This window comes from Nitrosospira multiformis, from assembly GCF_900103165.1.
Lineage (GTDB): Bacteria > Pseudomonadota > Gammaproteobacteria > Burkholderiales > Nitrosomonadaceae > Nitrosospira > Nitrosospira multiformis_D.
Map to the genome: position 1 here is coordinate 1289677 of NZ_FNKY01000001.1, position 21873 is coordinate 1311549.

22 protein-coding genes are annotated in these 21873 nt (G+C 51.0%); 20 read left to right on the top strand and 2 right to left on the bottom strand.

The window, feature by feature from the left end:
• Nucleotides 1-55 precede the first annotated feature (55 nt).
• The 9 genes from BLR00_RS05750 to BLR00_RS05790 all read left to right on the top strand — a co-directional run bounded on the left by BLR00_RS05750 (nucleotide 56) and on the right by BLR00_RS05790 (nucleotide 7902).
• The gene (locus tag BLR00_RS05750; protein WP_074631429.1) at nucleotides 56-673 is read left to right on the top strand and encodes a TetR family transcriptional regulator; all 618 of its coding nucleotides are present in this window, start codon (nucleotides 56-58) and stop codon (nucleotides 671-673) included.
• A 344-nt stretch (nucleotides 674-1017) separates the two neighbouring features.
• Nucleotides 1018-1527: an Rrf2 family transcriptional regulator gene (locus BLR00_RS05755; protein WP_074631431.1), complete on the top strand. Its 510-nt coding sequence runs from the start codon at nucleotides 1018-1020 to the stop codon at nucleotides 1525-1527.
• 71 nt (nucleotides 1528-1598) lie between these two features.
• Nucleotides 1599-1940, top strand: a complete 342-nt coding sequence (locus BLR00_RS05760; RefSeq protein WP_074631433.1) for a HesB/IscA family protein — start codon at nucleotides 1599-1601, stop codon at nucleotides 1938-1940.
• A 101-nt stretch (nucleotides 1941-2041) separates the two neighbouring features.
• Nucleotides 2042-3478, top strand: coding sequence for a Fe-S cluster assembly protein SufB (gene sufB / locus BLR00_RS05765; protein ID WP_074631435.1), 1437 nt, complete (start codon nucleotides 2042-2044; stop codon nucleotides 3476-3478).
• A complete protein-coding gene (gene sufC / locus BLR00_RS05770; RefSeq protein ID WP_074631437.1) occupies nucleotides 3475-4263 on the top strand; it encodes a Fe-S cluster assembly ATPase SufC in 789 nt (262 codons plus the stop codon). The genes sufB and sufC overlap by 4 nt, the downstream gene beginning before the upstream one ends.
• 8 nt (nucleotides 4264-4271) lie before the next feature.
• A complete protein-coding gene (gene sufD, locus BLR00_RS05775; RefSeq protein WP_081346828.1) occupies nucleotides 4272-5576 on the top strand; it encodes a Fe-S cluster assembly protein SufD in 1305 nt (434 codons plus the stop codon).
• Between the two features lie 3 nt (nucleotides 5577-5579).
• Nucleotides 5580-6839 (top strand): cysteine desulfurase, encoded by a 1260-nt coding sequence (locus BLR00_RS05780; protein ID WP_074631440.1) that lies wholly within the window; start codon nucleotides 5580-5582, stop codon nucleotides 6837-6839.
• Nucleotides 6839-7321 carry a Fe-S cluster assembly sulfur transfer protein SufU gene (gene sufU / locus BLR00_RS05785; protein ID WP_074631442.1) on the top strand — a complete coding sequence of 161 codons (483 nt, stop codon included), beginning with the start codon at nucleotides 6839-6841 and terminating at the stop codon, nucleotides 7319-7321. Before BLR00_RS05780 ends, sufU begins: the two co-directional genes overlap by 1 nt.
• A 20-nt stretch (nucleotides 7322-7341) precedes the next feature.
• The gene (locus tag BLR00_RS05790) at nucleotides 7342-7902 is read left to right on the top strand and encodes a NifU family protein (protein ID WP_074631444.1); all 561 of its coding nucleotides are present in this window, start codon (nucleotides 7342-7344) and stop codon (nucleotides 7900-7902) included.
• Nucleotides 7903-7929: 27 nt separating this feature from the next.
• On the opposite strand, the gene BLR00_RS05795 is transcribed toward BLR00_RS05790, so the two are convergent.
• Entirely contained in the window at nucleotides 7930-8280 is a 351-nt protein-coding gene (locus tag BLR00_RS05795) for a DUF488 domain-containing protein (protein ID WP_074634157.1), read from the bottom strand.
• 291 nt (nucleotides 8281-8571) lie between these two features.
• Here BLR00_RS05795 and hemJ point away from each other — a divergent pair, with 291 nt between their 5' ends.
• From hemJ to BLR00_RS05850, 10 genes are all read left to right on the top strand, one after another.
• Nucleotides 8572-8985: a protoporphyrinogen oxidase HemJ gene (hemJ, locus tag BLR00_RS05805; RefSeq protein WP_004178352.1), complete on the top strand. Its 414-nt coding sequence runs from the start codon at nucleotides 8572-8574 to the stop codon at nucleotides 8983-8985.
• A 125-nt stretch (nucleotides 8986-9110) separates the two neighbouring features.
• Nucleotides 9111-10211: a 3-dehydroquinate synthase gene (gene aroB / locus BLR00_RS05810; protein ID WP_074631449.1), complete on the top strand. Its 1101-nt coding sequence runs from the start codon at nucleotides 9111-9113 to the stop codon at nucleotides 10209-10211.
• The gene (locus BLR00_RS05815; protein WP_074631451.1) at nucleotides 10204-11325 is read left to right on the top strand and encodes a deoxyguanosinetriphosphate triphosphohydrolase; all 1122 of its coding nucleotides are present in this window, start codon (nucleotides 10204-10206) and stop codon (nucleotides 11323-11325) included. Before aroB ends, BLR00_RS05815 begins: the two co-directional genes overlap by 8 nt.
• 372 nt (nucleotides 11326-11697) lie before the next feature.
• Nucleotides 11698-12765: a uroporphyrinogen decarboxylase gene (gene hemE / locus BLR00_RS05820; protein ID WP_074631453.1), complete on the top strand. Its 1068-nt coding sequence runs from the start codon at nucleotides 11698-11700 to the stop codon at nucleotides 12763-12765.
• A gap of 377 nt (nucleotides 12766-13142) precedes the next feature.
• Nucleotides 13143-13826, top strand: coding sequence for a response regulator transcription factor (locus tag BLR00_RS05825; protein ID WP_074631455.1), 684 nt, complete (start codon nucleotides 13143-13145; stop codon nucleotides 13824-13826).
• Complete coding sequence (locus tag BLR00_RS05830) at nucleotides 13786-15084, top strand: sensor histidine kinase (protein WP_074631458.1); 1299 nt, start codon at nucleotides 13786-13788, stop codon at nucleotides 15082-15084. Before BLR00_RS05825 ends, BLR00_RS05830 begins: the two co-directional genes overlap by 41 nt.
• Before the next feature lie 635 nt (nucleotides 15085-15719).
• Nucleotides 15720-16061 carry a carbonic anhydrase gene (locus BLR00_RS05835; RefSeq protein WP_308811293.1) on the top strand — a complete coding sequence of 114 codons (342 nt, stop codon included), beginning with the start codon at nucleotides 15720-15722 and terminating at the stop codon, nucleotides 16059-16061.
• Nucleotides 16062-16254: 193 nt separating this feature from the next.
• Nucleotides 16255-17205, top strand: a complete 951-nt coding sequence (locus tag BLR00_RS05840) for a sodium-dependent bicarbonate transport family permease (RefSeq protein WP_074631461.1) — start codon at nucleotides 16255-16257, stop codon at nucleotides 17203-17205.
• Between the two features lie 157 nt (nucleotides 17206-17362).
• On the top strand, nucleotides 17363-17680 hold the full coding sequence (locus BLR00_RS05845) for a P-II family nitrogen regulator (protein WP_074631462.1): 318 nt from the start codon (nucleotides 17363-17365) through the stop codon (nucleotides 17678-17680).
• An 834-nt stretch (nucleotides 17681-18514) separates the two neighbouring features.
• Nucleotides 18515-19006, top strand: coding sequence for a winged helix-turn-helix domain-containing protein (locus tag BLR00_RS05850; RefSeq protein ID WP_074631463.1), 492 nt, complete (start codon nucleotides 18515-18517; stop codon nucleotides 19004-19006).
• 202 nt (nucleotides 19007-19208) lie between these two features.
• On the opposite strand, the gene BLR00_RS05855 is transcribed toward BLR00_RS05850, so the two are convergent.
• Nucleotides 19209-19550, bottom strand: a complete 342-nt coding sequence (locus BLR00_RS05855) for a carbonic anhydrase (protein ID WP_308811292.1) — start codon at nucleotides 19548-19550, stop codon at nucleotides 19209-19211.
• Nucleotides 19551-20472: 922 nt separating this feature from the next.
• On the opposite strand from BLR00_RS05855, the gene BLR00_RS05860 reads away from it, so the two are divergent.
• Complete coding sequence (locus BLR00_RS05860; RefSeq protein ID WP_074631467.1) at nucleotides 20473-21828, top strand: SulP family inorganic anion transporter; 1356 nt, start codon at nucleotides 20473-20475, stop codon at nucleotides 21826-21828.
• Nucleotides 21829-21873 lie beyond the last annotated feature (45 nt).

Consider the following 21873-nt stretch of genomic DNA (forward strand, 5'->3'; position numbering starts at 1 on the left):
AATTATATACAAAAATCTATCGGTGTAAATAGTCAATAAGGAATTCACTCGCACGATGGCCCGAAAAACTAAGGAGGACGCGGAATTAACCCGGCAACGTCTTATTCAGGCGGCACGCGAGGTATTTTTGACGCGCGGTGTCAGTCGCACCACGATGGAGCACATTGCCGTTCAGGCGGGCGTTACGCGCGGAGCCATCTATTGGCACTTCAACAATAAAATCGCCTTGTTTCAGGCGATGCGCGAACAGGTATTTCTACCACTCATTGATCGCATGGACGATACCTTGCTGGTGGAACGCTCTGAAGATCCGCTTGCGTGTGTAGAAAATTTTTTATGCGGCACTATCCAGAACCTGACTGATAGTATCGAGACACGGCAGATTTACGAAATCATGATGATCAAGTGTGAATATGTGGACGAATTCGCTACCGTTTTGCGGCAAATTTTATCAAACTGCTCCGGTATCGAGGAAAAGCTTAAACTGGTTTATGAGCGTGCAAAAGCTCGCAAGCAATTGCATGCCTCCCATGATCCTTCTCAATTAGCGACGGATACGCATCTATTTTTTATTGGCTTGCTGCATATGTGGGTGAAAGATACCGATGGCAATCGATTTCGCTACCAGGCAATAGAATTGGTCAAATCTCATATGAGACTCCGGCGCCGCTAAACGTTGTGTGCTCAAGAGCATACCGTTCCTGATTCCCTAACCACTGAACCTGCATCGCATGGCGCTTGCTATGGCGGATCGCAAAGTTTTTTGCGGCGTATGCCCACAAATTCCATGCTGTTCGGCGGCCACCGCTGCGCCCGACACGTGCGAATCCGGATGAACGAAGTGTATTCGGCGGTACCCGTTTTTTCGGTAAAATATAGTTGACTAAATCGATCAGGTATCTTATAGTTGACTAAATCAGTCATGTATTGATAAAGGTACTCACTGAGGTACTGGCTGGATCCGCTATGTTTAATATCTCTATTGATTGAATTTACGAGAGTAAAGAGGAGCTTACCATGAGGCTAACAACTAAAGGACGGTTTGCGGTAACGGCGCTGTTGGATCTTGCAATGCAGCGTAGCGCGCATCCCGTGACGCTCGCTGAAATCAGCCAGCGTCAACAAATCTCGCTATCCTACCTTGAGCAACTGTTTGCCAAGCTGCGGCAACGCGCGCTTGTCGACAGTGTGCGCGGCCCGGGTGGTGGTTATTGTCTTGCCAGGGACATGGCGGAAGTGTCGATTGCCGAGATCATCCTTGCGGTGGACGAACCGATGGATTCAACACAATGCAGCGGAAAGGAAAATTGCCACAATGACAAAAAGTGCATGACACACGATTTGTGGATAAAGCTTAATGATCTGATTTTCGATCACCTTGGCGCGATTACGCTGAAGCAGCTGGTTGATGACCAGAGAGCGAGGCAAGCGAAGCAGAGTGGCGTGGTCCCAATGCTGGATATGCGAAAGGTCATGCCCGAGCGTGGTGTTATGGCTGAACGTGAGCACTCCGTATATCCGGCCTGATCTGACCTGATCCGACCTGGATAGCACACGTTTATTTCGATCATCATTTAGAATGGCGCGCGGGAATAGTGATGGCGATAACATTAACTGAGAATGCCGCGAAACAGATCCGGAAGCAGCTTGCCAAGCGTGGCAAGGGATTGGCCTTGCGTGTCGGCGTAAAGAAAGTGGGCTGCTCTGGTTTTGCCTACACATTTGATTACGCGGACGATATTGGCGCGGACGATAAGATGTTCGAGTCTTGCAATGCTAATGTGGTGGTGGATGCCGGCAGCTTACCGTTTCTCGACGGTTCGCGTATTGATTTCGTCAAGGAAGGACTCAATGATTCGTTCAGATTCGAGAATCCTAATGTCGACAATATGTGCGGCTGTGGCGAAAGCTTCAGTTTGAAGGAACCCGCCAAGGTTTAACCTGTCGGCGGAGGGCGCCAAGGTGGCGAAAAGGTGCAAAAGAATTTCGAGTAACGGGTACGAAGAATTTTCTTCGACGTAAACGATATTGGAGCAATCTAATGAGTGCAGTATTACAAAATCTGGTCAACCAGCCCTACAAGCACGGTTTTGTTACGGACATCGAGTCCGACGTTGCGCCGAAGGGACTGAGTGAAGACACTATCAAGCTGATTTCGGCCAAGAAGGATGAGCCCGAATGGTTGCTCGAATTTCGGCTCAAGGCTTATCAGCAATGGCTCAAGATGGAAGAACCGAAGTGGTCGAGCGTTAAATACCCGAAGATCGATTTCCAGGCGATCAGTTACTACTCTGCACCCAAACCGAAGAAGAAGTTGAGCAGCATGGACGAGGTTGATCCTGAGTTGTTGCGCACCTTCGAGAAACTTGGCGTGCCGATGCACGAGCGTGCCGCCCTTGCCGGCGTGGCCGTCGATGTGATTTTCGACAGCGTGTCGGTGGCAACGACCTACAAGCAGAAACTGGCCGAGGTGGGTATTATTTTCTGTTCGATTTCGGAAGCCGTCCATATGCATCCGGATCTGATGAAGCAATACCTCGGTACCGTGGTGCCGGTGGGTGACAATTACTACGCCGCGCTTAACTCGGCGGTCTTCACCGATGGCACATTCTGCTTCCTTCCCAAAGGCGTCAAATGCCCGATGGACCTGTCAACTTACTTTCGTATCAACACCGAGGAGTCGGGGCAGTTCGAGCGCACTCTCATTATCGCCGAGGAGGGAGCGTCGGTTTCCTACCTGGAAGGTTGTACCGCACCCAAGTTTGATACCAATCAATTGCATGCGGCGGTGGTTGAACTGGTGGCGCTCGACAATGCCGATATAAAATATTCGACAGTGCAGAACTGGTATGCGGGTGACGAAAATGGCCTGGGTGGCATCTATAATTTTGTTACCAAACGCGGTCTGGCCAAAGGTGTCAATTCGCGCATTTCATGGACCCAGGTTGAAACGGGTTCGGCAATTACCTGGAAATACCCTTCCTGCGTCTTGCTGGGTGAGAACTCGGTCGGTGAGTTCTATTCCGTTGCGGTCACTAATCATTATCAACAGGCCGATACCGGCACCAAGATGGTTCACTTGGGAAAGAATACGCGCAGCACCATAGTCAGCAAGGGTATCTCAGCCGGTCATTCCAACAATAGCTACCGTGGGCTCGTCAGAATCGCGCCGACCGCCGCCGGAGCCCGCAATTATTCGCAATGTGATTCGATGCTGATCGGCGACGAGTGCAGTGCCAATACTTTTCCCTATATTCAGGTTCGTAACCATACTGCCAAAGTCGAGCACGAAGCATCAACGTCAAAGATCGGCGAAGATCAATTGTTTTATTTTGCACAACGCGGTATCGGCAACGAGGAAGCGGTATCAATGATTATTAATGGATTTTGCAAGGATGTATTTCAACAGTTGCCGATGGAGTTTGCGGTCGAGGCGACCAAACTGCTCGGCTTCAAGCTCGAAGGGAGTGTCGGATGATTTATCAGGACAGCAAAACGCTGCTTGAGGCGCGCGGACTGCGGGCGACCGTTAACGGAGTAGAGATTCTCAAAGGTATCGATCTAACGGTCAGAAGTGGTGAAATACATGCAATCATGGGAACGAATGGTTCGGGTAAAAGTACCCTGGCAAAAGTACTCGCCGGTCATAATGCCTATGAAGTCACCGATGGCTCGGTGACGTTTGAAGGCAACAACCTGTTCGATCTTGAACCGGAGGAGCGTGCGCGTGCTGGCCTATTCCTTGCTTTTCAGTACCCGATAGAGATACCTGGCGTCGCCAACAGCCATTTCCTGCGTCTTGCTTACAATACCGTGCAGGCCCAACGCGGCAAGGAAGAACTTGATCCGCTCGAGTTTGAGGACTTTGTGCGTGAAAAGATGAAGTTGCTTGAAATGAATCCGGATTTTCTCGATCGAGGTGTCAATGAAGGTTTTTCCGGTGGAGAGAAAAAGAGAAACGAAATATTACAGATGGCGTTGCTTGAGCCACGGTTGGCGATTCTCGATGAGACCGATTCCGGCCTTGATATCGATGCGCTCAGGATCGTCACCAATGGCGTGAATCAGCTCGCAAACAAGGACAATGCAATCATATTGGTGACGCATTATCAGCGTCTGCTCAACTATATCGTGCCGGACTACGTGCACGTGATGGAGTCGGGCCGTATCATCAAGACGGGTGGAAAAGAGCTGGCGCTGGAACTTGAGATGCGTGGTTACGATTGGGTCAGCGTCGAGCAACGTGCCGCGGCCAGAGTATGAGCGTGATCATGGTTACCGGTAGCAGCTATCTTGAAAGCCTGCTTCAAGGGCAGCCGCAATTGCCATCAAGCCCGCTGGCATGGCTTAATCAGTTGCGGGCCGACGCCGTCGATCGTGCCGGTACGCTGAAAGTACCGACTACACGCGATGAGGAATGGCGCTTTACCGACATTTCGCCGCTGTCCAGGCTATCGTTCCAACCGGTACGGGCCGAGCCGTCGTTGAGCGCAGCGGACGCCGAACATTTTTATCTGGAAGAAGCCAAGATCCGGCTCGTGTTCGTCGATGGCGTGTACGCGCCGCAGTTGTCCCGGCAGCCAGATGGCGCTAAAGACCCTGGCCTGGTCGTTACCAATTTATCGGAATCGGTAGCCGCGTATACAGCGGCGATAGAGCCGCATCTTGGCCGTCACGCCGGGTTTCAAGACAATGTGTTTACGGCGCTCAATACTGCGTTCCTGCATGACGGAGCGCTAATCATCGTGCCGCGCAATGGAGTGGTTGATGAGCCGGTGCACCTTTTGTTTATCGCGACGCAAAAGGAGGCGGCAAGTCATCCACGTTGCCTGTTGATAGCCGAATCCGGCAGTGTGGTAACGGTCATCGAGGATTACGTTGCGTTGCAGGAAGATGCTTACGTAACCAATGCGGTGACCGAGATCGTGCTTGCCGACAATGCTCAGGTCGATCACATCCGGGTTCAGCGCGATAGTACCGAGGCGTTTCACATTGCGAATTGCGCGGTGTCGCTCGCGCATGCAAGCCGCTATCGATCAGTCAGCGTCGCGCTTGGCGCACGCATCTCGCGCTACAACCTGAACACGCTGCTTGCGGCCGAAGGGGCGGAGTGCACCATTGACGGACTGGCGTTGATCACAGGACGGCAGCTTGCCGATACGCATACCTGCATCGACCATGCGAAACCTCATGGTACAAGTACCCAGTCACATAAATGCATTGTGGATGGGGCTGCGCATGCGGTATTCAACGGTAAAATCATGGTTCGCCCGGGTGCGCAGCGCACCGATTCCTCGCAGTCGAGCCGTAATTTGCTGCTGAATGCGAAGGCGCGCGTGGATACCAAGCCGCAGCTGGAAATTTTCGCGGATGATGTGAAGTGTGCGCACGGGGCAACTGTTGGCCAACTCGATAATGAGGAAGTATTTTATCTCAAGAGCCGGGGGCTATCCGAAACCACGGCACGCAACTTACTGACGTATGCATTTGGCGCTGAAATCATCGATCGCATATCGATTGCATCGCTGAAACATCGACTTGAGCAGACGGCACTTGAGCAAACTCAGAGAAACTGAATTATGCAGCTTATAGAATCCGCTTTGGAGTCACAATTCGATTTGATGTTTGATATTGAGAAAGTTCGCGCTGATTTTCCGATTCTCAAGCTCCAGATCGACGGTAAACCCCTGGTCTATTTCGATAATGCGGCATCCTGCCAGATGCCGCAGCCAGTCATCGACCGTCTGGTGCGTTATCAGACCACGCAACATGCCAATATCAATCGTGGAGTGCATTACCTGTCGGAAACGGCAACCGCGGAATACGAGGAATCACGCCGCAAGTTGCAGCGCTTCATCAATGCGCGCGAAGACAGGGAAGTTATCTTTACCAGCGGCACCACGGATGCGATCAATCTGGTGATGCACGGCTACGGCCGCAAGTTCATCGGCGCTGGTGACGAGATCATTCTGACTACGCTGGAACACCATTCGAATATAGTGCCGTGGCAGATGCTGGCGGAAGAGAAAGGAGCAAAAATCCGTGTTGCGCCCATCAACGACGCGGGCGAACTTCTTATTGACGAGTACGAGAAACTTTTTAACGAGCGCACGAAATTTGTTGGCGTGATGCACGTGTCGAACGCGCTGGGTACGATCAATCCGGTCAAATCCATGATTGCATTCGCGCATGCGCGCGGGGTACCGGTACTGATCGATGGGGCGCAGGCGGTGCCGCATATGAAAGTCGATGTGCAGGACCTCGATTGCGATTTCTATGCGTTCTCAGGTCATAAGATGTGCGGCCCGACGGGTATTGGCATTCTTTATGGGAAGGCCGAGTTGCTCGAGCGCATGCAGCCGTTCAAGGGTGGCGGGGATATGATTTTGTCGGTGACGTTTGAAAAGACCACCTACAATACTATCCCGCACAAGTTTGAAGCGGGTACGCCCCCGATTGCGGCTGCGATCGGACTGGGTGCCGCGGTTGATTATTTATTGTCGGTTGGCATGGATACCATTGCTTCGCAAGAACTTGATCTGCTCAACTATGCGACCGAACAGATAAGCCGTGTACCGGGTGTGCGTATTATTGGCACCGCCGCAATGAAAACCGCGGTGCTGTCGTTTGAGGTCAAGGGCGTGCATCCGCATGATATCGGCACGCTCCTGAATCAGGATGGAGTCGCGGTACGTACGGGCCACCATTGTGTGCAGCCGGTGATGCTGCGTCTCAAGGTGCCGGCAACGACACGCGCCTCTTTTGCATTTTACAATACGCTGACCGAGGTGGATTCATTTATCGCGAGTCTTCGCACCGTACAGAAGATTTTCACGTAATGAGTACGAAATCACTTTATCAAGAGGTTATCCTCGACCACAACAAGAAGCCGCGCAATTACGGTACGCTCGATAACGCAAGTCATCACGCCGTCGGTCATAATCCGCTGTGCGGTGACCACCTCGATATTGCACTCAATCTTGACGGGGAGCGCATTGATCGTATTGCTTTCCATGGTGAGTCATGTGCGATCTGCAAGGCATCGGCCTCAATGATGACTGCCGTCGTAAAAGGCAAGACACGGGCGGACGCTGAAACATTGATTCAGGAATTTCGTGATATGGCAATCGGCAAGCTCAACCTTGACGGTGATCATCATCTGGGCCGGCTCACCGTTTTTGCAGGGGTACGCGATCTTCCGACACGCGTCAAATGTGCAATTCTGCCGTGGCATACCTTGCAGGCGGCGCTCAATTCGGTGACCACCACATCCACGGAGGCTGAAGACGATCCGATGCATGCCGCAATCGGTGATGCTTAACAGGAAGCAGGAAAGGAAAAATGCCAAAGATATCTGAGATAGAAGGTACGCCAAACAAGAATGCGTTGAAATTCATTCTCAAGGAGCCATTGACCTGGGGCGTGACGCACTCGTACGATAATGCCGAGCAGGCCCAGGACGATCCCCTTGCCGCCGCGCTATTCGATATCGATCATGTAACCAATGTATTTTATGTCGATCGCTGGATCACGATTACGCAGGATGGTGGCGCCGATTGGCAGGATCTGGCCCGCGAAGTCGCCGATCCGATCCGGGCCGCGCCCGCGGCGACTTCGCAGTCAGCTGCTACCGTTGCGGCGGCATCCAGCGCCATTGCCGGTTTGAGCCCGGAGGACCAGCAGCGCCTTGAAACGATCAATACGCTGCTTGATGAGGAGATACGTCCTTATTTGCAAAATGACGGCGGTGATCTTCATGTGCTCGGCCTCGACGGCAACAAACTCAGCGTTCACTACCAGGGCGCCTGCGGCACTTGCCCGAGCTCAATTTCGGGCACGCTCAGAGGCATTCAGAATTTGTTGAGGTCGATAGAGCCCGATTTGGAAGTAGTCGCGATGTAGTACCGCTTGTCCGGGTGTAAGGCGCCTTTATCGTAATGTTTCCAGATATTCCTTTAGCACGACGGCGTTATTGTGATTGAGCTCCCTGGAACCAAAGAGAAGCGTGGCGTTTCCGTTTCCAAGTTTCGCGATGAGTTCCTTGACAGCCGCGTCGTTGTTCTTAAGCTCTTCCTGGTATCTGCGCCGGAATTCAGGCCACTTCTCCAGCTCATGTTGATACCAGTCGCGTAACTCATTCGAGGGCGCTACTTCCTTGGCCCAGAAATCGATCCCGGCCTTAGCCTTCGAGAGACCGCGTGGCCACAAGCGGTCGACGAGGATGCGTATTCCATCCGGGTGTGGGGGTGGCTCGTATACTCGTTCAAGTCTGAGTCTCATCGTCATTACAAGGCATATCGCCTGCTATCGGTCGGTTATAATTCGACCCATGTCCCAGAAACTCGTTCCTGGTTTCGGGGTAGTTTGCATGATAATTATTTCCGAAGATCGCTTAATCCATTCGATGATGCCGATCGGCTATAGTATTATCCTGAAGCCGATAGTTGGTCTCGTCTCATTGGAACCCGCCAGGGGTGAAGGTCAAGTGATGCGAGGAGTCATTGCGGATCATGTCGCTTAATTGACAAATGAACCGGGAATGAGCGGTCACTGCTGGATTTAGGTTATCAGATGCTCTGGATAAAATCGCTACATATTATTTTTATGGTGACCTGGTTTGCCGGGCTCTTTTATTTGCCTCGCCTGTTCGTCTATCATGCGATGAGCGATGATGCGTCCGGCATTGAGCGTTTCAAGGTGATGGAACGCAAGCTCTATTATGGCATCATGACACCAGGTGCCGTATTGACGATTCTTTTTGGCCTGTGGCTTTGGCTGGGTTACGGTATTTCCGGCGGATGGTTGCATGCCAAACTTGCATTGGTGATCGTACTGATTGGATACCACCTCTACTGCGGCAGATTGCTTGCCGATTTCAAGTATGACCGCAACCGCCATAGTCACGTTTATTACCGCTGGTTCAATGAAATTCCGGTGGTGATTCTGATTGTGGTGGTGATACTGGTCGTGGTGAAACCATTTTAAGAATTGCTATCCTTCATGAAATTCTCCGGATGCAACGCTTTCTATCAGCGGATAGAGAAGAAAAGCGAGATCATGCATTCAAACCCCTCGGAAACCCTTCAAAGTCCTTCCAAACCGGCTAATCCATGAAAACCATTACGGTAGATCTTGATGCTACACCGAGCGAGCGCAGCTATCCGATACATATCGGCAGCGCCATTTTGAGCCAGATCGAACTTATCATGACCCACCTACCGCGGAAGCGCGTTGCTATCGTGACCAATACCACGGTGGCGCCGCTTTATCTGGAACGGTTGCGTAGTGCACTGGAGAAGCAAGATGTGGCGTCAGTCCCCATCATTCTTCCCGACGGGGAAGAGTACAAGAACTGGCAAACACTCAATCTCATTTTTGATGCGCTGCTGACAAACCGCTGTGAACGCGGCACCCCGGTTATCGCGCTCGGTGGGGGAGTTGTCGGTGATCTGGCCGGCTTCGCCGCCGCCACCTATTTGCGTGGCGTGCCATTTATTCAATATCCGACCACGCTGCTGGCGCAGGTTGATTCTTCGGTCGGTGGCAAGACGGGTATTAACCATCCGCTTGGCAAGAACATGATCGGTGCTTTTTATCAACCCAAGGTGGTGGTGGCTGACAGCACGATACTGGAAACCCTGCCCGAAAGAGAATTACGCGCAGGTATTGCCGAGGTGATCAAGTATGGTCTGATCCGGGATTCTGCTTTTCTGGTGTGGATCGAACAGAACATGACAAAACTTCTGGCGCGTGATCCTGAGGTACTGATCGAAGCAATATACCGCAGCTGCAGGAATAAAGCCGAGGTTGTGGAGGCCGATGAGCATGAAAGCGGTGTCCGCGCACTGCTCAACCTGGGGCATACTTTTGGTCATGCCATCGAAAATGCATTGGGCTATGGCACGTGGCTGCATGGTGAAGCCGTCGCGGCAGGTACGGTACTAGCGGCGGAATTGTCGCGGCGCATGGGTATGATCAGCCAGATCGACGTCGAGCGTATCCGCAACATCTACGTGCAAGCCGGACTTCCTGTCGCCGCTCCCAATCTGGGTCCGGAAAAGTATCTGCATTTGATGGGGCTGGACAAGAAAGTAGCGGGCGGGAAAATGCGTTTCATCCTGCTCCAGCGGATTGGTGAAGCGATGGTTCACTCCGACGTGCCCGCTGGAGTCCTCACTGAAACACTTCTGGGATGTACCGCCCATGCATGAGCTGGCGCCTTATGCGGTATGCTCGATAAATTCGCGCGGCCGGCGTATCGAGGAAGAGTCGTCCCCCGGCCGTACGGAGTTCCAGCGCGATCGTGATCGCATTATTCATTCCACCGCATTTCGCCGCCTCGAATACAAGACCCAGGTTTTTGTCAATCACGAGGGAGATCTTTTCCGCACGCGCTTGACACACAGCCTGGAGGTGGCGCAAATCGGCCGCTCCGTCGCCCGGAATCTGCGTCTTAATGAAGATCTGGTTGAGGCTATCGCCCTGGCGCATGATTTAGGCCATACCCCATTTGGTCACGCGGGGCAGGATGCGTTAAATGATTGCATGAAAGACTACGGCGGCTTCGAGCACAATTTACAGTCTCTGCGGGTGGTAGATGTGCTGGAAGAGCGTTACGGGGCATTTGATGGTTTGAACCTGTGCTTCGAAACGCGCGAAGGCATACTTAAGCACTGCGCCAGGAAAAATGCCCGAAGACTTGGTGATGTAGGTAAACGTTTTCTCACCGACCAGCGCCCATCGCTGGAAGCGCAGCTTGCCAATCTTGCCGATGAGATAGCCTACAATAATCATGATGTCGACGACGGTTTGCGTTCAGGTCTCATTACGCAGGGACAGCTTGAGGAGATCGGGCTTTTTTCCCGGCACCTGGCGCTGGCTAAAAAACAGTATCCCGACATCTCGGGACGGCGCTTGATTCATGAAACGGTACGGCGCATGATCAATACGCTGGTAGCGGATCTGATCAGGCAAAGCGCGATCAATATCGCCGATGCGCATCCGGATGATTTATCCGCGGTACGGGCCGCGCCTGTACTGATTGGTTTCAGCAATAAGATCCTGCGGGAACAGCAGGAATTGAAAAAATTCCTGCGCGATAATCTTTACCGGCACTACCGGGTCGCGCGCATGAGTACAAAGGCGCGTCATACCGTCGAGATGCTATTTAACGCGTTCCACTCCGATATCCAGTTACTCCCGCCTAAGTATCAGACTAAATACTCCCAGGATAAACACCACGTTATTGCCGACTACATAGCAGGCATGACCGATCGTTATGCTATTCGGGAGTATCGGCGATTGTTCGCTATTGATGAGACCTAGGAATCTCTCATAAGCTCCCAATTTGCCGGCAACGTGTTCCATGGAGAAGAATCTTTCCTCCCCCAGTCACTTTCCACTTCAAGCTTCAAGTGTGGCGGGGTGCCAGGTAAATGATGAGGTCTTCAGCCGAATGCCAACGTTGGAACAAATGCCAAATGTGAGGCATTAATCGTCAATATCGCGATTGTATTCATCAGGGATAATGTACCCGAAGGCCAATCGCTGGTAATATCGACAGTTCGGGAAAGCAGCAATCACCCTCTGCGAATTGGGCTTCGATGGAATTTGGTTCATGCGCGCGGGGCTACGATCCGAACACATGTTTGACCAGGAACGCTTCCCTATCGAATTTTAGAAATTAAATAGATCCCGATGACAAAATTAAAAAACGATACCCTGCTGCGAGCCCTGCTGCGGCAACCTACCGAGTACACGCCTGTGTGGTTGATGCGACAGGCGGGCCGTTACCTGGCTGAATACAATCAGACTCGGGCCCGCGCCGGTAATTTTCTGGCGCTGTGCAAGAATCCCGATTTTGCCACCGAAGTTACCATGCAACCCTTGGCGCGGTTTCCGCTCGATGCCGCGATACTGTTTTCGGATATTCTTACCATTCCCGATGCAATGGGACTGGGGCTCTATTTCTCCGAGGGCGAAGGCCCCAAGTTTGAGCGTCCATTGCGCGAGGAATGGGAAATTCGTGCGCTTACGGTGCCTGATCCCTCGGTGCACTTGCGTTATGTGATGGATGCTGTTTCGCAAATTCGCAAGACGCTGGATAATCGCATTCCGCTGATTGGTTTTTCAGGCAGCCCCTTTACGCTTGCCTGCTATATGGTGGAAGGATGCGGCGGCACCGATTTCCGCCAAATCAAAACCATGTTGTACCAGCGGCCGGATTTGCTGCACCACATACTCAATATCAACGCACAGGCGGTAATCGCCTATCTGAATGCACAGATCGAATCCGGTGCCCAGGCGGTGATGATTTTTGATACCTGGGGCGGAGCATTGTCGCATGCCGCCTATCAGGAATTTTCTTTGCGTTATATGAGTCAGATATTGGCCGGAATCAAGCGCGAGCATGGGGGCGGACGCATTCCCAATATTATTTTTACCAAGGGTGGCGGCTTGTGGCTGGAGAGCATTGCCGACAGTGGTTGTGATGCGGTGGGTCTGGACTGGACCGTCGATATTGGTGAGGCACGCAGGCGCGTGGGTCACAAAGTCGCGCTGCAAGGTAATCTCGATCCCGCGGTGCTGTTTGCCGCACCGGAAATCATTACCGCAGAGGTGGAAAAGATTCTTGCCGCCTATGGTGACGGCTACGGTCACGTATTCAACCTCGGGCACGGCATCTCCCAGTTTACGCCGCCTGAGAGTGCCCTGACGTTAGTGGAGGCTGTTCACAGTATCAGTCGAAAATATCGTCCGCACTAGCAGTCTGTCGGACAAGGAGAATCGGCTGCAAAAAGCGTCTGACCTGCCCATATTTTGCTGTTTTTTCAGCCAATAGAGCCCGTATTGGTCTTCAAAATCGTCAAAATCTGTTCTCGTCCGTCGCTTTTTCGTTTCAATTCTTTATGTCCGAGAGGCTACTAGTTTTTTAAAAAAGGGTATAGACTACAATGATATATCTTTCAGAAGGGGGTGCCCCACCATGCGGGATATTGCATGGGCGCGGGGGGTGATTACTTCATCTTTCATATGAAATAGTGGAATGATGATTGATAAAAAGCAGGATACATCAGTTTCCTGGTGCAGTTTGTCAGTTCGGTTGAGCCTTCGTTATCTCATATTCTCGATAGGAATCTTTCGTGCACATACTTATTATTGAAGACGATCCCGCGATTGCCACTAATCTTTACGACTTCCTGGAAGCCCGCGGCCACAGTGTTGATGCCGCCGCGGACGGCATTACGGGTTTGCATCTCGCGGTTACGCAGCGATTTGACGGTATTCTGCTCGATCTTGGTTTACCAGGCATGGATGGCATTACCCTGTGTCGGAAGCTTCGCCAGGAAGCGAATCTCGATACGCCCGTGTTAATGCTGACAGCGCGCGATACGCTGGCAGACAAGCTGAAAGGTTTTGATTGCGGAGCGGACGATTATCTGGTCAAGCCATTCGCGCTGAAGGAGGTCGAGGCGCGTCTGTCCGCGATGCACAAACGGCATGGAGGTAAAGTTACCAGTCGCATACTGGAAAGCGATGATCTGTCGTTTGATCCAAAAACATTGTCGGTCCGTTTTGCCGGCGCAGCCGTCAAATTGCCGCCAAAATGTATCCGCCTGCTTGCGCTCATGATGGGGGAACCTGGCCGCGTATTCAGCCGGAGGGAACTGGAGTCGGAAGTCTGGGGCGATGCGCAGGGAACCAGCGATACCTTGCGCAGTCATATGCACGAATTGCGCCGTGCATTGACCCGGGCTGGCGGCTATGATCCGATTGAGACAGTGCATGGCCTCGGCTACCGCCTCATTTCCCGTGCCGGGGTTTAAGCGCGGCCTTCGCCTGCGTGTCGCGCTGGCATTTGCGGTATTCTGCATAGTTGTCGTTGGGACCCTCGGTATCAGTCTTTATATCGCCTCCGACGATATCGAAGAGGCGCATATCGAACAGATCATCGAAACCGAGATGGATTACCTGCTCCAGCGCTATCGCGAGCGTGCAGATTTTGTACCGCAGGTCGGATCCAATCTCGAGAAATACATTGTCCATGATTCCATCGAGGAATCCCAGCTTCCGTCTTATTTGCAAGGCCTCAATTACAGGCGCCACAAGGTTTTCCGGGGTCCGGAGGAGGTTCGTGTCGCGGTACGGCATGTCGATGGCGTGAAATTTCTCGTTGCCTATGAAATCGGACTCCATGACCAGCGGCAACAGGAACTCAGGCTGCTTATCGTGTTATCCCTTCTCTCGGTGGTGGGTGTCGCGCTCGTGGTGGGATACCTGCTTGCGGGATTGCTTGTCAAACAAGTCACTGACCTTGCTGAACGGGTAAGGCACCTTGCGCCCGGCGATGTACAGGGTACAACCATGATACAGCCGGGGCAGGATGAGGAAGTGGCACAGCTCGCCCATGCATTGGACGACTATCAGAACCGTATTACGCGCATGCTGCGGCGTGAGCAGGAATTCACCGCCAATGTCAGCCATGAATTGCGTACTCCGATTACCACGATCCTGACGAGTTGCGAGCTGCTGGTTACGGAGCCCAATCTCTCCGAACGAACGCGCTCCCGCATTGGGATGATCGAAGCCGCAGCGACGCGCATGGGTGAGCAATTGCAGGCCTTGCTATTTCTCGCCCGTGAACAGGCCTTAGGCATCATGGAGCCGGTCGCACTCGCCGAGTGTGTTTATGACGCCGTGGAGCCCGTGTGCACGGAAATCTATCGTAAGCGCCTTATCTTCGAGGTAGCGATAGCACCAAAAGCTGTCCTCACGTTAAATCGGCAGGCGCTTCATACCGCGCTCGTGAATCTGCTTCGCAATGCGGTGCAATATACCGAACGTGGTTTCATCCGGGTGAATTTCAGTCGAAACCGGCTCTCGATTTCCGATTCCGGTATCGGAATCGAACCCTTTTATATGCCTCTTCTGTATGAACGTTTTTTCCGCGGATCGAGCCAGGGCGAGGGGCTGGGGATCGGCCTTGCCATCGTCAAGCGTATTTGTGATCACTACGGCTGGACCATAGAGGTTGAAAGTACCCCAGGAAAAGGAGCCACCTTCCACATTACCTTTCCGTCATAGCCTTCCTTCTAAGAATCAGCACTCATTGTGCTTTGTTCTGCAGCATTTGCGGGTCACCCTACGATCCGTTTATGCGCCTTTTAATCCCGAATTCGCTCGGCAACGTGGCTTAACGGAGACGTTCCCCCTTACGCTATTCTGAGTTGTTTGCCGCCACCGCCGGCGTAATACCGGCGGCCTATCTCCTTCTTGTTTCTGACTCTTCCTCATTGATGCCGTCGAGTTGCCTTCTGTGTGGAGGCAATCGCTGTCCATGGCATTTTTTTTGAGAATACACTTGGCCGTAAATTCTATTTTAAGCGGCGCTATTCGTTACATGAAGATCAAGTGATATTTATTTACTGGTTTCACAAATTTATCACATATGCACGACATTCTCTTCACATCTACTGTGGCAATCTGTGGACCATAAACCCAACTGTAATATTAATATAGCAACTGTAATGCAGAAGGTTATCTAATGATTTCATGTGGTTTAAATAAAATATTATGGTTGTTCCATAGATTACTGCAGTAAGCCATTAAGGTCATCTCAAGCTGTAAATACTGATGCAAGCCATCAGCATTTGGAATAGAAGCGACAATTATTCAGTGATCTTGGTGTTCATTAAATTAAACGAGATAAGGGTATATATATGCATACATGTAGTCACGCGGTTATTGGATGTATGGACTTCCGGATTCAAAAGACCATGACAAAGCTGCTTGAACATTTAAATGTTCAGGAAGGAACGTTTGACCGGGTGACGTTTGCCGGCGGCGCGGCCAACATGGAACAGCTCAAGATCCATTTGGGGCTTTCCAAGAAACTGCATGACAGCTGTATGGCGGTGCTTTCCGTGCATGAGGATTGTGGCGCCGGCGCCGTCAAGGAGGATCTTTTCAAGGCAGCTGACACCGCACGCTCTCTGGGATTCGACCCAAAGTTGTTTTTTATCAAACTCGATGGAACCTGGGAAGAAGTGAAGGCGACATGATGAACGGCTTGGTTCTCGATTAGAAGATTCATAGCGATAGTAATAGTAATGTCACCACAAGCACATTCGGGGAGGGGTAGATTGATGGAACGCCATAAGAAAATGAAACTACATAAGAAATGCTGCAATACAGCGCTAGGAAAATCGCGCGAATCTTTACCAAGATTAATAATGACGATAGGAGGATAACGCAATGGCGACTATACAACCTGTAGTGATATTCTTCATCTTGGGGGTTTTAGCCGGCGTGCTCAAATCCGACCTCAAGATCCCCGAGGCCCTATACAAAAGCCTTAGCATCTTCCTGCTGATCGCCATCGGTTTCAAGGGTGGAGTGTCGATGGCCAAGTACGAGATCACGGAGGTGCTGCCAATCGCCCTGTCGATGGTTGTGCTCGCGGCGTTGGTGCCACTGACAGCCTATCCCATATTGAAGAAGCTGGGGAAATTCAGTCAGGCCGATTCTGGCGCTATCGCGGCCCACTACGGTTCGGTGAGCGCGGTGACTTTTGCCGTAGGCATTGCTTTCCTGGATGGGATCAAGGAGACGTCCGAAGGCTACATGGTCCTGATCATGGCGCTGATGGAGATACCGGCGCTGGTGACTGGCACGGTCCTGGCGCGGCGTGGTGCTGGGGGCGAAACCCAGTGGGGCAAGCTGATGCATGAAATCCTGACCGGCACGAGTATTTTTCTGATGGTTGGCGGGGTCATTGTCGGTTATTACGCTGGAATAGTAAAACTTGTCTCGCCGCTGGATAAGATGTTCATGGACCTGTTCATGGGCGTGCTGGCCCTGTTCCTGCTGGAAATGGGCTTGCTGGCCTCAGCGCGGTTATCGGCAATCAGGGCAAAAGGCCCGTTCCTGCTCGGGTTCGGCATACTGTTTCCATTAACAGCCGGATTCTTTGGCGCATTCCTGGGCGCCATATTCCAGTTATCCTTGGGCGGCACCATGATGCTGGCTGTGCTGTACGCCAGCTGTTCCTACATAGCGGCCCCCGCAGCCATGCGTATCGCGGTGCCGGAAGCGGATCCGGCGGTATCGATCGGCGCTTCGCTGGGCGTGACCTTCCCGTTCAATATATTCATCGGGGTACCGATCTACTTTGAAATGGCGAAATTCTTCAAAGCAATGTTTTAAAGCATCGGCATGATTCGCGCAAAAAACGATGGACGTACTATCATTACGGAATGAATTAGGAAAGCACGTTGTCCGGGTGATAGTACGTTTCGGTAGCAAGTTACATCAATACTGAGTGGCGCGGTTATACGACACTCTTCACTTCTAGGAGGAAACAATGAATGCCACGATAACATTGAAACGGCTGGAGATCGTAATTGATGAGGAAAAGCTCGAAGAGCTGATAAACATATTGAATGACGTCGGTGTACGCGGCTATACATTCATCAAGCAAGCGGGTGGACTTGGTTCGCGCGGTACACGGCGTCCTGACGATATCTTTTTTGAGCAGACGAATGCCATGTTTATTCTCGCTTGTGAAGAAAAACAGGCGGAGAGACTTGTTACGGCGCTGCGCCCCAGGTTAAAGGAGTTTGGTGGAATGTGCCTGATTTCGGATTGCGAATGGGTGATTGGACCGGCAGCTTCATACTAATTCATCTATTAAATTTTGAAATGCTTCAGATAAGTAAAGTCTGTCTTTTAATATTCGGTGGTTGGTCATGTTACAGCATCAAATATTGCGAAAAATATTGCTGGGCGGCATTAAGATCTCACTGTTGTCCAGCTTATTAATGGTACAAGCCACACCCATTAATACGGCGGAACCCTATGCTAAATTTAATAAGAATGCCGAATAACCTCCCCCTTCAAGTACCGGGGGATTTTTTGTGGGTTCCGCCAGTCATTACGGAAAATATGAGTGATGGCAACTGTATTCCTGGAGTTTCACGACAGCTGCATTGATCCTGCAAGCTGGGCTCACTGGAAAAGACTGAAATACTTTCGAGGGGTTCCATTTTTGTTCTCGAAATAGTTAGCTTGGGTGACAAGGGCGAGTGGGAACCGTTATTTTCAGGGGGAATTTGGTGGTATCGCGGCAGCCGTCAAAAGCGGAAGACGCTTTTCCGACACGCCTAAACAAATTGAGCTTACTTCGGTTTTAGCGACAAACCAGCCGCCGCGGCAAATCTTCACCCACTATTCTGTATTGCGTACTGGCAAGGCAAACTCAAGCAGAAAAGACTTTTTGAGCGTTGGTGCCTCTGATGGCAAAAGATTTTACCTCTGAAAATTTGGCTGGGAACGTCCATTCTCCCGGCAGCTCCACCGATCTGGTGATCAATGCTCTGTCAACATGCGGCGTCGTTGTTTGACATAGTGCCGAGTGATCGGAAGTATTTGTTTGATCAGAAGAGACGGAATCATTGCATGGTTATCCAAGTTTCATTCGATAGGTTTTATTTATTCACCCTGATATGAGTATGCAATGGCGAGACCTGTGACGGGACGTGAATTTGTGAAGGCAGCAAAGGAAAAAATCGCGACGGCAAAAACGGTTGATGCCCTGCGGGCGGCTCAGGCTTTGCTTTTGCCGCTGGAGTTCGGTCTCTCGCTGGAACAGACAGCTATCATCATCGGCCTTTCTAAAAGCCGTACAGGAAAATTACGGACGCGGTTTCAACGTATTGAGGCTGGTGTTGAGCAAATTAAAACAAAAAAAGGGCTTCGTAATCATGCGCGAATGAGCCTGGACGAAGAAGTGAAGTTTCTTACTCCTTTCATTATCGAGTCTCAAAATACAGGCGTCCTGCATATTCAACAATTGAAAGCGGAGCTTGAACGGTGCGTCGGCAGGTCGGTATCGACGTCGACGGTGTATCAATTACTCAGACGTCACGGATGGTCAAAACTTGTACAGCATCCAAGAACCGATGTGGAGGTAGTGCAGGCATGGAAAAGAATCACTCAGAGGAAGTAGGCATTGCAAGGGAAAAACGCCAACAGCCCCGTATCAATGCCGTAAATCCAGGGTTCATTATATCCGTGTACTGAGCATCCCTACCGATATCAGGGCGTGCGTGGAAGAACGCCTAATCGGCAGCTCGAATGGAATGTTATACCCGCGCATTCAGCTAATTCCTCTCCCGCCATGCTTCAGGCAAGCGATCCTACGCACACGGTTAGGCTTCCTTCACTTCTTCCCAGGTTCCGTCGAGTTTAATAAAAAACAACTTTGGCTCGAATCCCAGAGAGCGGGCAGTGTCCGCCGCCTTGAAAAGATCCTCCTTGACGGCACCGGCGCCGCAATCTTCATGCACGGAAAGCACCGCCATACAACTGTCATGCAGTTTTTTGGAAAGCCCCAAATGGATCTTGAGCTGTTCCATGTTGGCCGCGCCGCCGGCAAACGTCACGCGGTCAAACGTTCCTTCTTGAACATTTAAATGTTCAAGCAACTTCGTCATGGTATTTTGAATCCGGAAGTCCATACATCCAATAACCGCGTGACTACATGTATGCATGTTTTTGTCCTTAATAAGTTTATCGTATCAGCGGTAAGATTTTGCCTTTGCGCAAGCTGTCTCGTCAAGCAGAGAATTCAGAGCCGGGGCATTCGCTGTACAAATGGCTTTACCGGGCTTCGCATCTAAAGCTTCGCTCCCATCCCCATTCCCAACAGATCACTAACAAGCCATCACCACTTTTCGTTGCGAACCAGCCCAAGCTTTCCTAAACCACTTCGCCAGTTTGCCGAACGCGCAGAGGCCACAGGTCTGCCTTAGCCAGCGCTCGAGCGCTCTACCGAGTGGCTTCTCCGCCCGCTATTGGCTTGGTGGAGACTGTGCAAATCTATCTGCAAAGCACAGCTCTTATCCACGTTCCAGCGAAACTTGGAGCTATACAATTCGATACCGATTCAACAATAACTTTTTTCAAATAAAGATCACAAATGAGAAATTCTTTATTTTTATTCGAATGGTGCGATGCCTCAGGCATTTTTCAAATAATCATAAATCAAAGAGTATAATATATTGATTAATAGATAAATATTAGAAAAACTTCTTGCTTTCCTTTGTGCGGATAATTTCAATACATAATTTCCTCAGAGATCAATCCTTAAATAACTTCACAAAATCTTTACAAATACAAGACAGTTTCTTCACAGATGTAGTGATATGTTAGCGCCGTGTTTAAGGCATTAATGGAACGCGGCAATGAAGATAACGTTTTCAGCAAAGGCGGTTGTATAAGCGAAGGGGTTGAAATTATCGGAGGAGCGGTTGGCATACGCCGTTCATAAGGTCATATGCGTCAGATCAACTGCTTCATTTATCCGTACGGGCAGCAGGGATTAATCAAGATGGAACAGGTGCCGTGACGGTTTTATTCTTTTTGTATGTAAATCTTTTTGATATATAAATTTTTTTAAAAAGGATGGGTATTATGAGTTCATATACTTCAGAAAAACCGCTTGTGCCATCGGATGATCACCAATCCAGCGGGGCATCGGAGCCTGTGGTCCCCGTGGGATCAGCGGGGTTTCAAGCTAAATACCTTGCCCGCGATTTCCAGGCGGGAATCATAACGGGAGCCATGGCGATTCCCCTGTCCGTGGGTATCGCCTTGATGTCCGAATATCCCATCAAGGTCGCCCTGGCAACCGTTGCGTTCGCCTGTTTTATCGGCTGGATCAATGCGTTCATCAGGCCGGGCAACTATATTGGTACTCCTGGGGTGGCGGCGGGCCTGGCGCCAGTCCTGGCGATGGGGGTTCACAGCTTTGGCATCGAAAACATGGCGTTTGTTATTTTCCTGACCTCCGCCATGCAAGCGGTGATATGGAAATATGATTGGCAAAAATATATTTTGCTGGCAGTGCCAAGCTATCTTGTCGAAGGGCTGCTGGCAGGGGTCGGATTGAAGATCGCCCTCAAGTTTCTGACATTTACTTATGAGCTGCCTGCCGAGCAAGAGTCGGCTGATGCATTCTGGAACGGCGCGCGTATACAAATGGCACTCGTATCCTTGGCCGGTTTTTCCATGTTCGTGTATCTGTTTTCAAAATTCAAGGACACGAAGCCAGCGATTCCCTATTTTCTCCTGATTGGGGCAAGCATCGCACTCGCACAATTCATGCCCATGTCCATGTTGCACGTGGACGATGTAGATCTTGCACTGGCTTTGCCGATGCCGAACTTCGATAGCGGATTGACCTGGATGTATGTGATCGGCTTTGCGGCCATGCTGGCGGTGATCGATGTGATAGAGCAGGTCATGAGCAACGCCGCCATCGAGAAAATAGATCCGCTAAAACGCAAATGCAACACCAATAACAGTTTGCTGGCTATCTGGATATCCAATATGGGTTCCAGCTTCTTCGGCGGCATGACCAATCTGGACGGTCTGGCAAAAAGCACCACTAACAGGTTAGCCGGTGCCATGACCAAGTTCTCCGTCCTTATCGTTGGCATCGTGGTCACATTCTTTGTCCTGAACTCACAATATCTTGAGTTTCTTCCCAAGTTTTCACTGGCGGCCATCATGATTTTCTCCGGCTGGAAAATGATTATGGGACTGTGGCACGTGGCGCATTACGGCCAATATGCGATGATACTCGCCACCCTTTGCGGGTTGCTGGTCTATAAAGTGGGCATTTTCGAAGGTCTGCTGATCGCCATGGCGGTGCATGGTCTGGTTAATTATCTGGTTTTCAAGCAAGCTGGCAAAATACCGAGCAAGGTCATTGTCAAGAAGTATTTTGAGAAATTCTCCGTTAACGCAAATGGCGGTGCTGACTGATCGAATAGCCTTATCGCTGCAATGGCGGGCGATTAAACGCCCGCC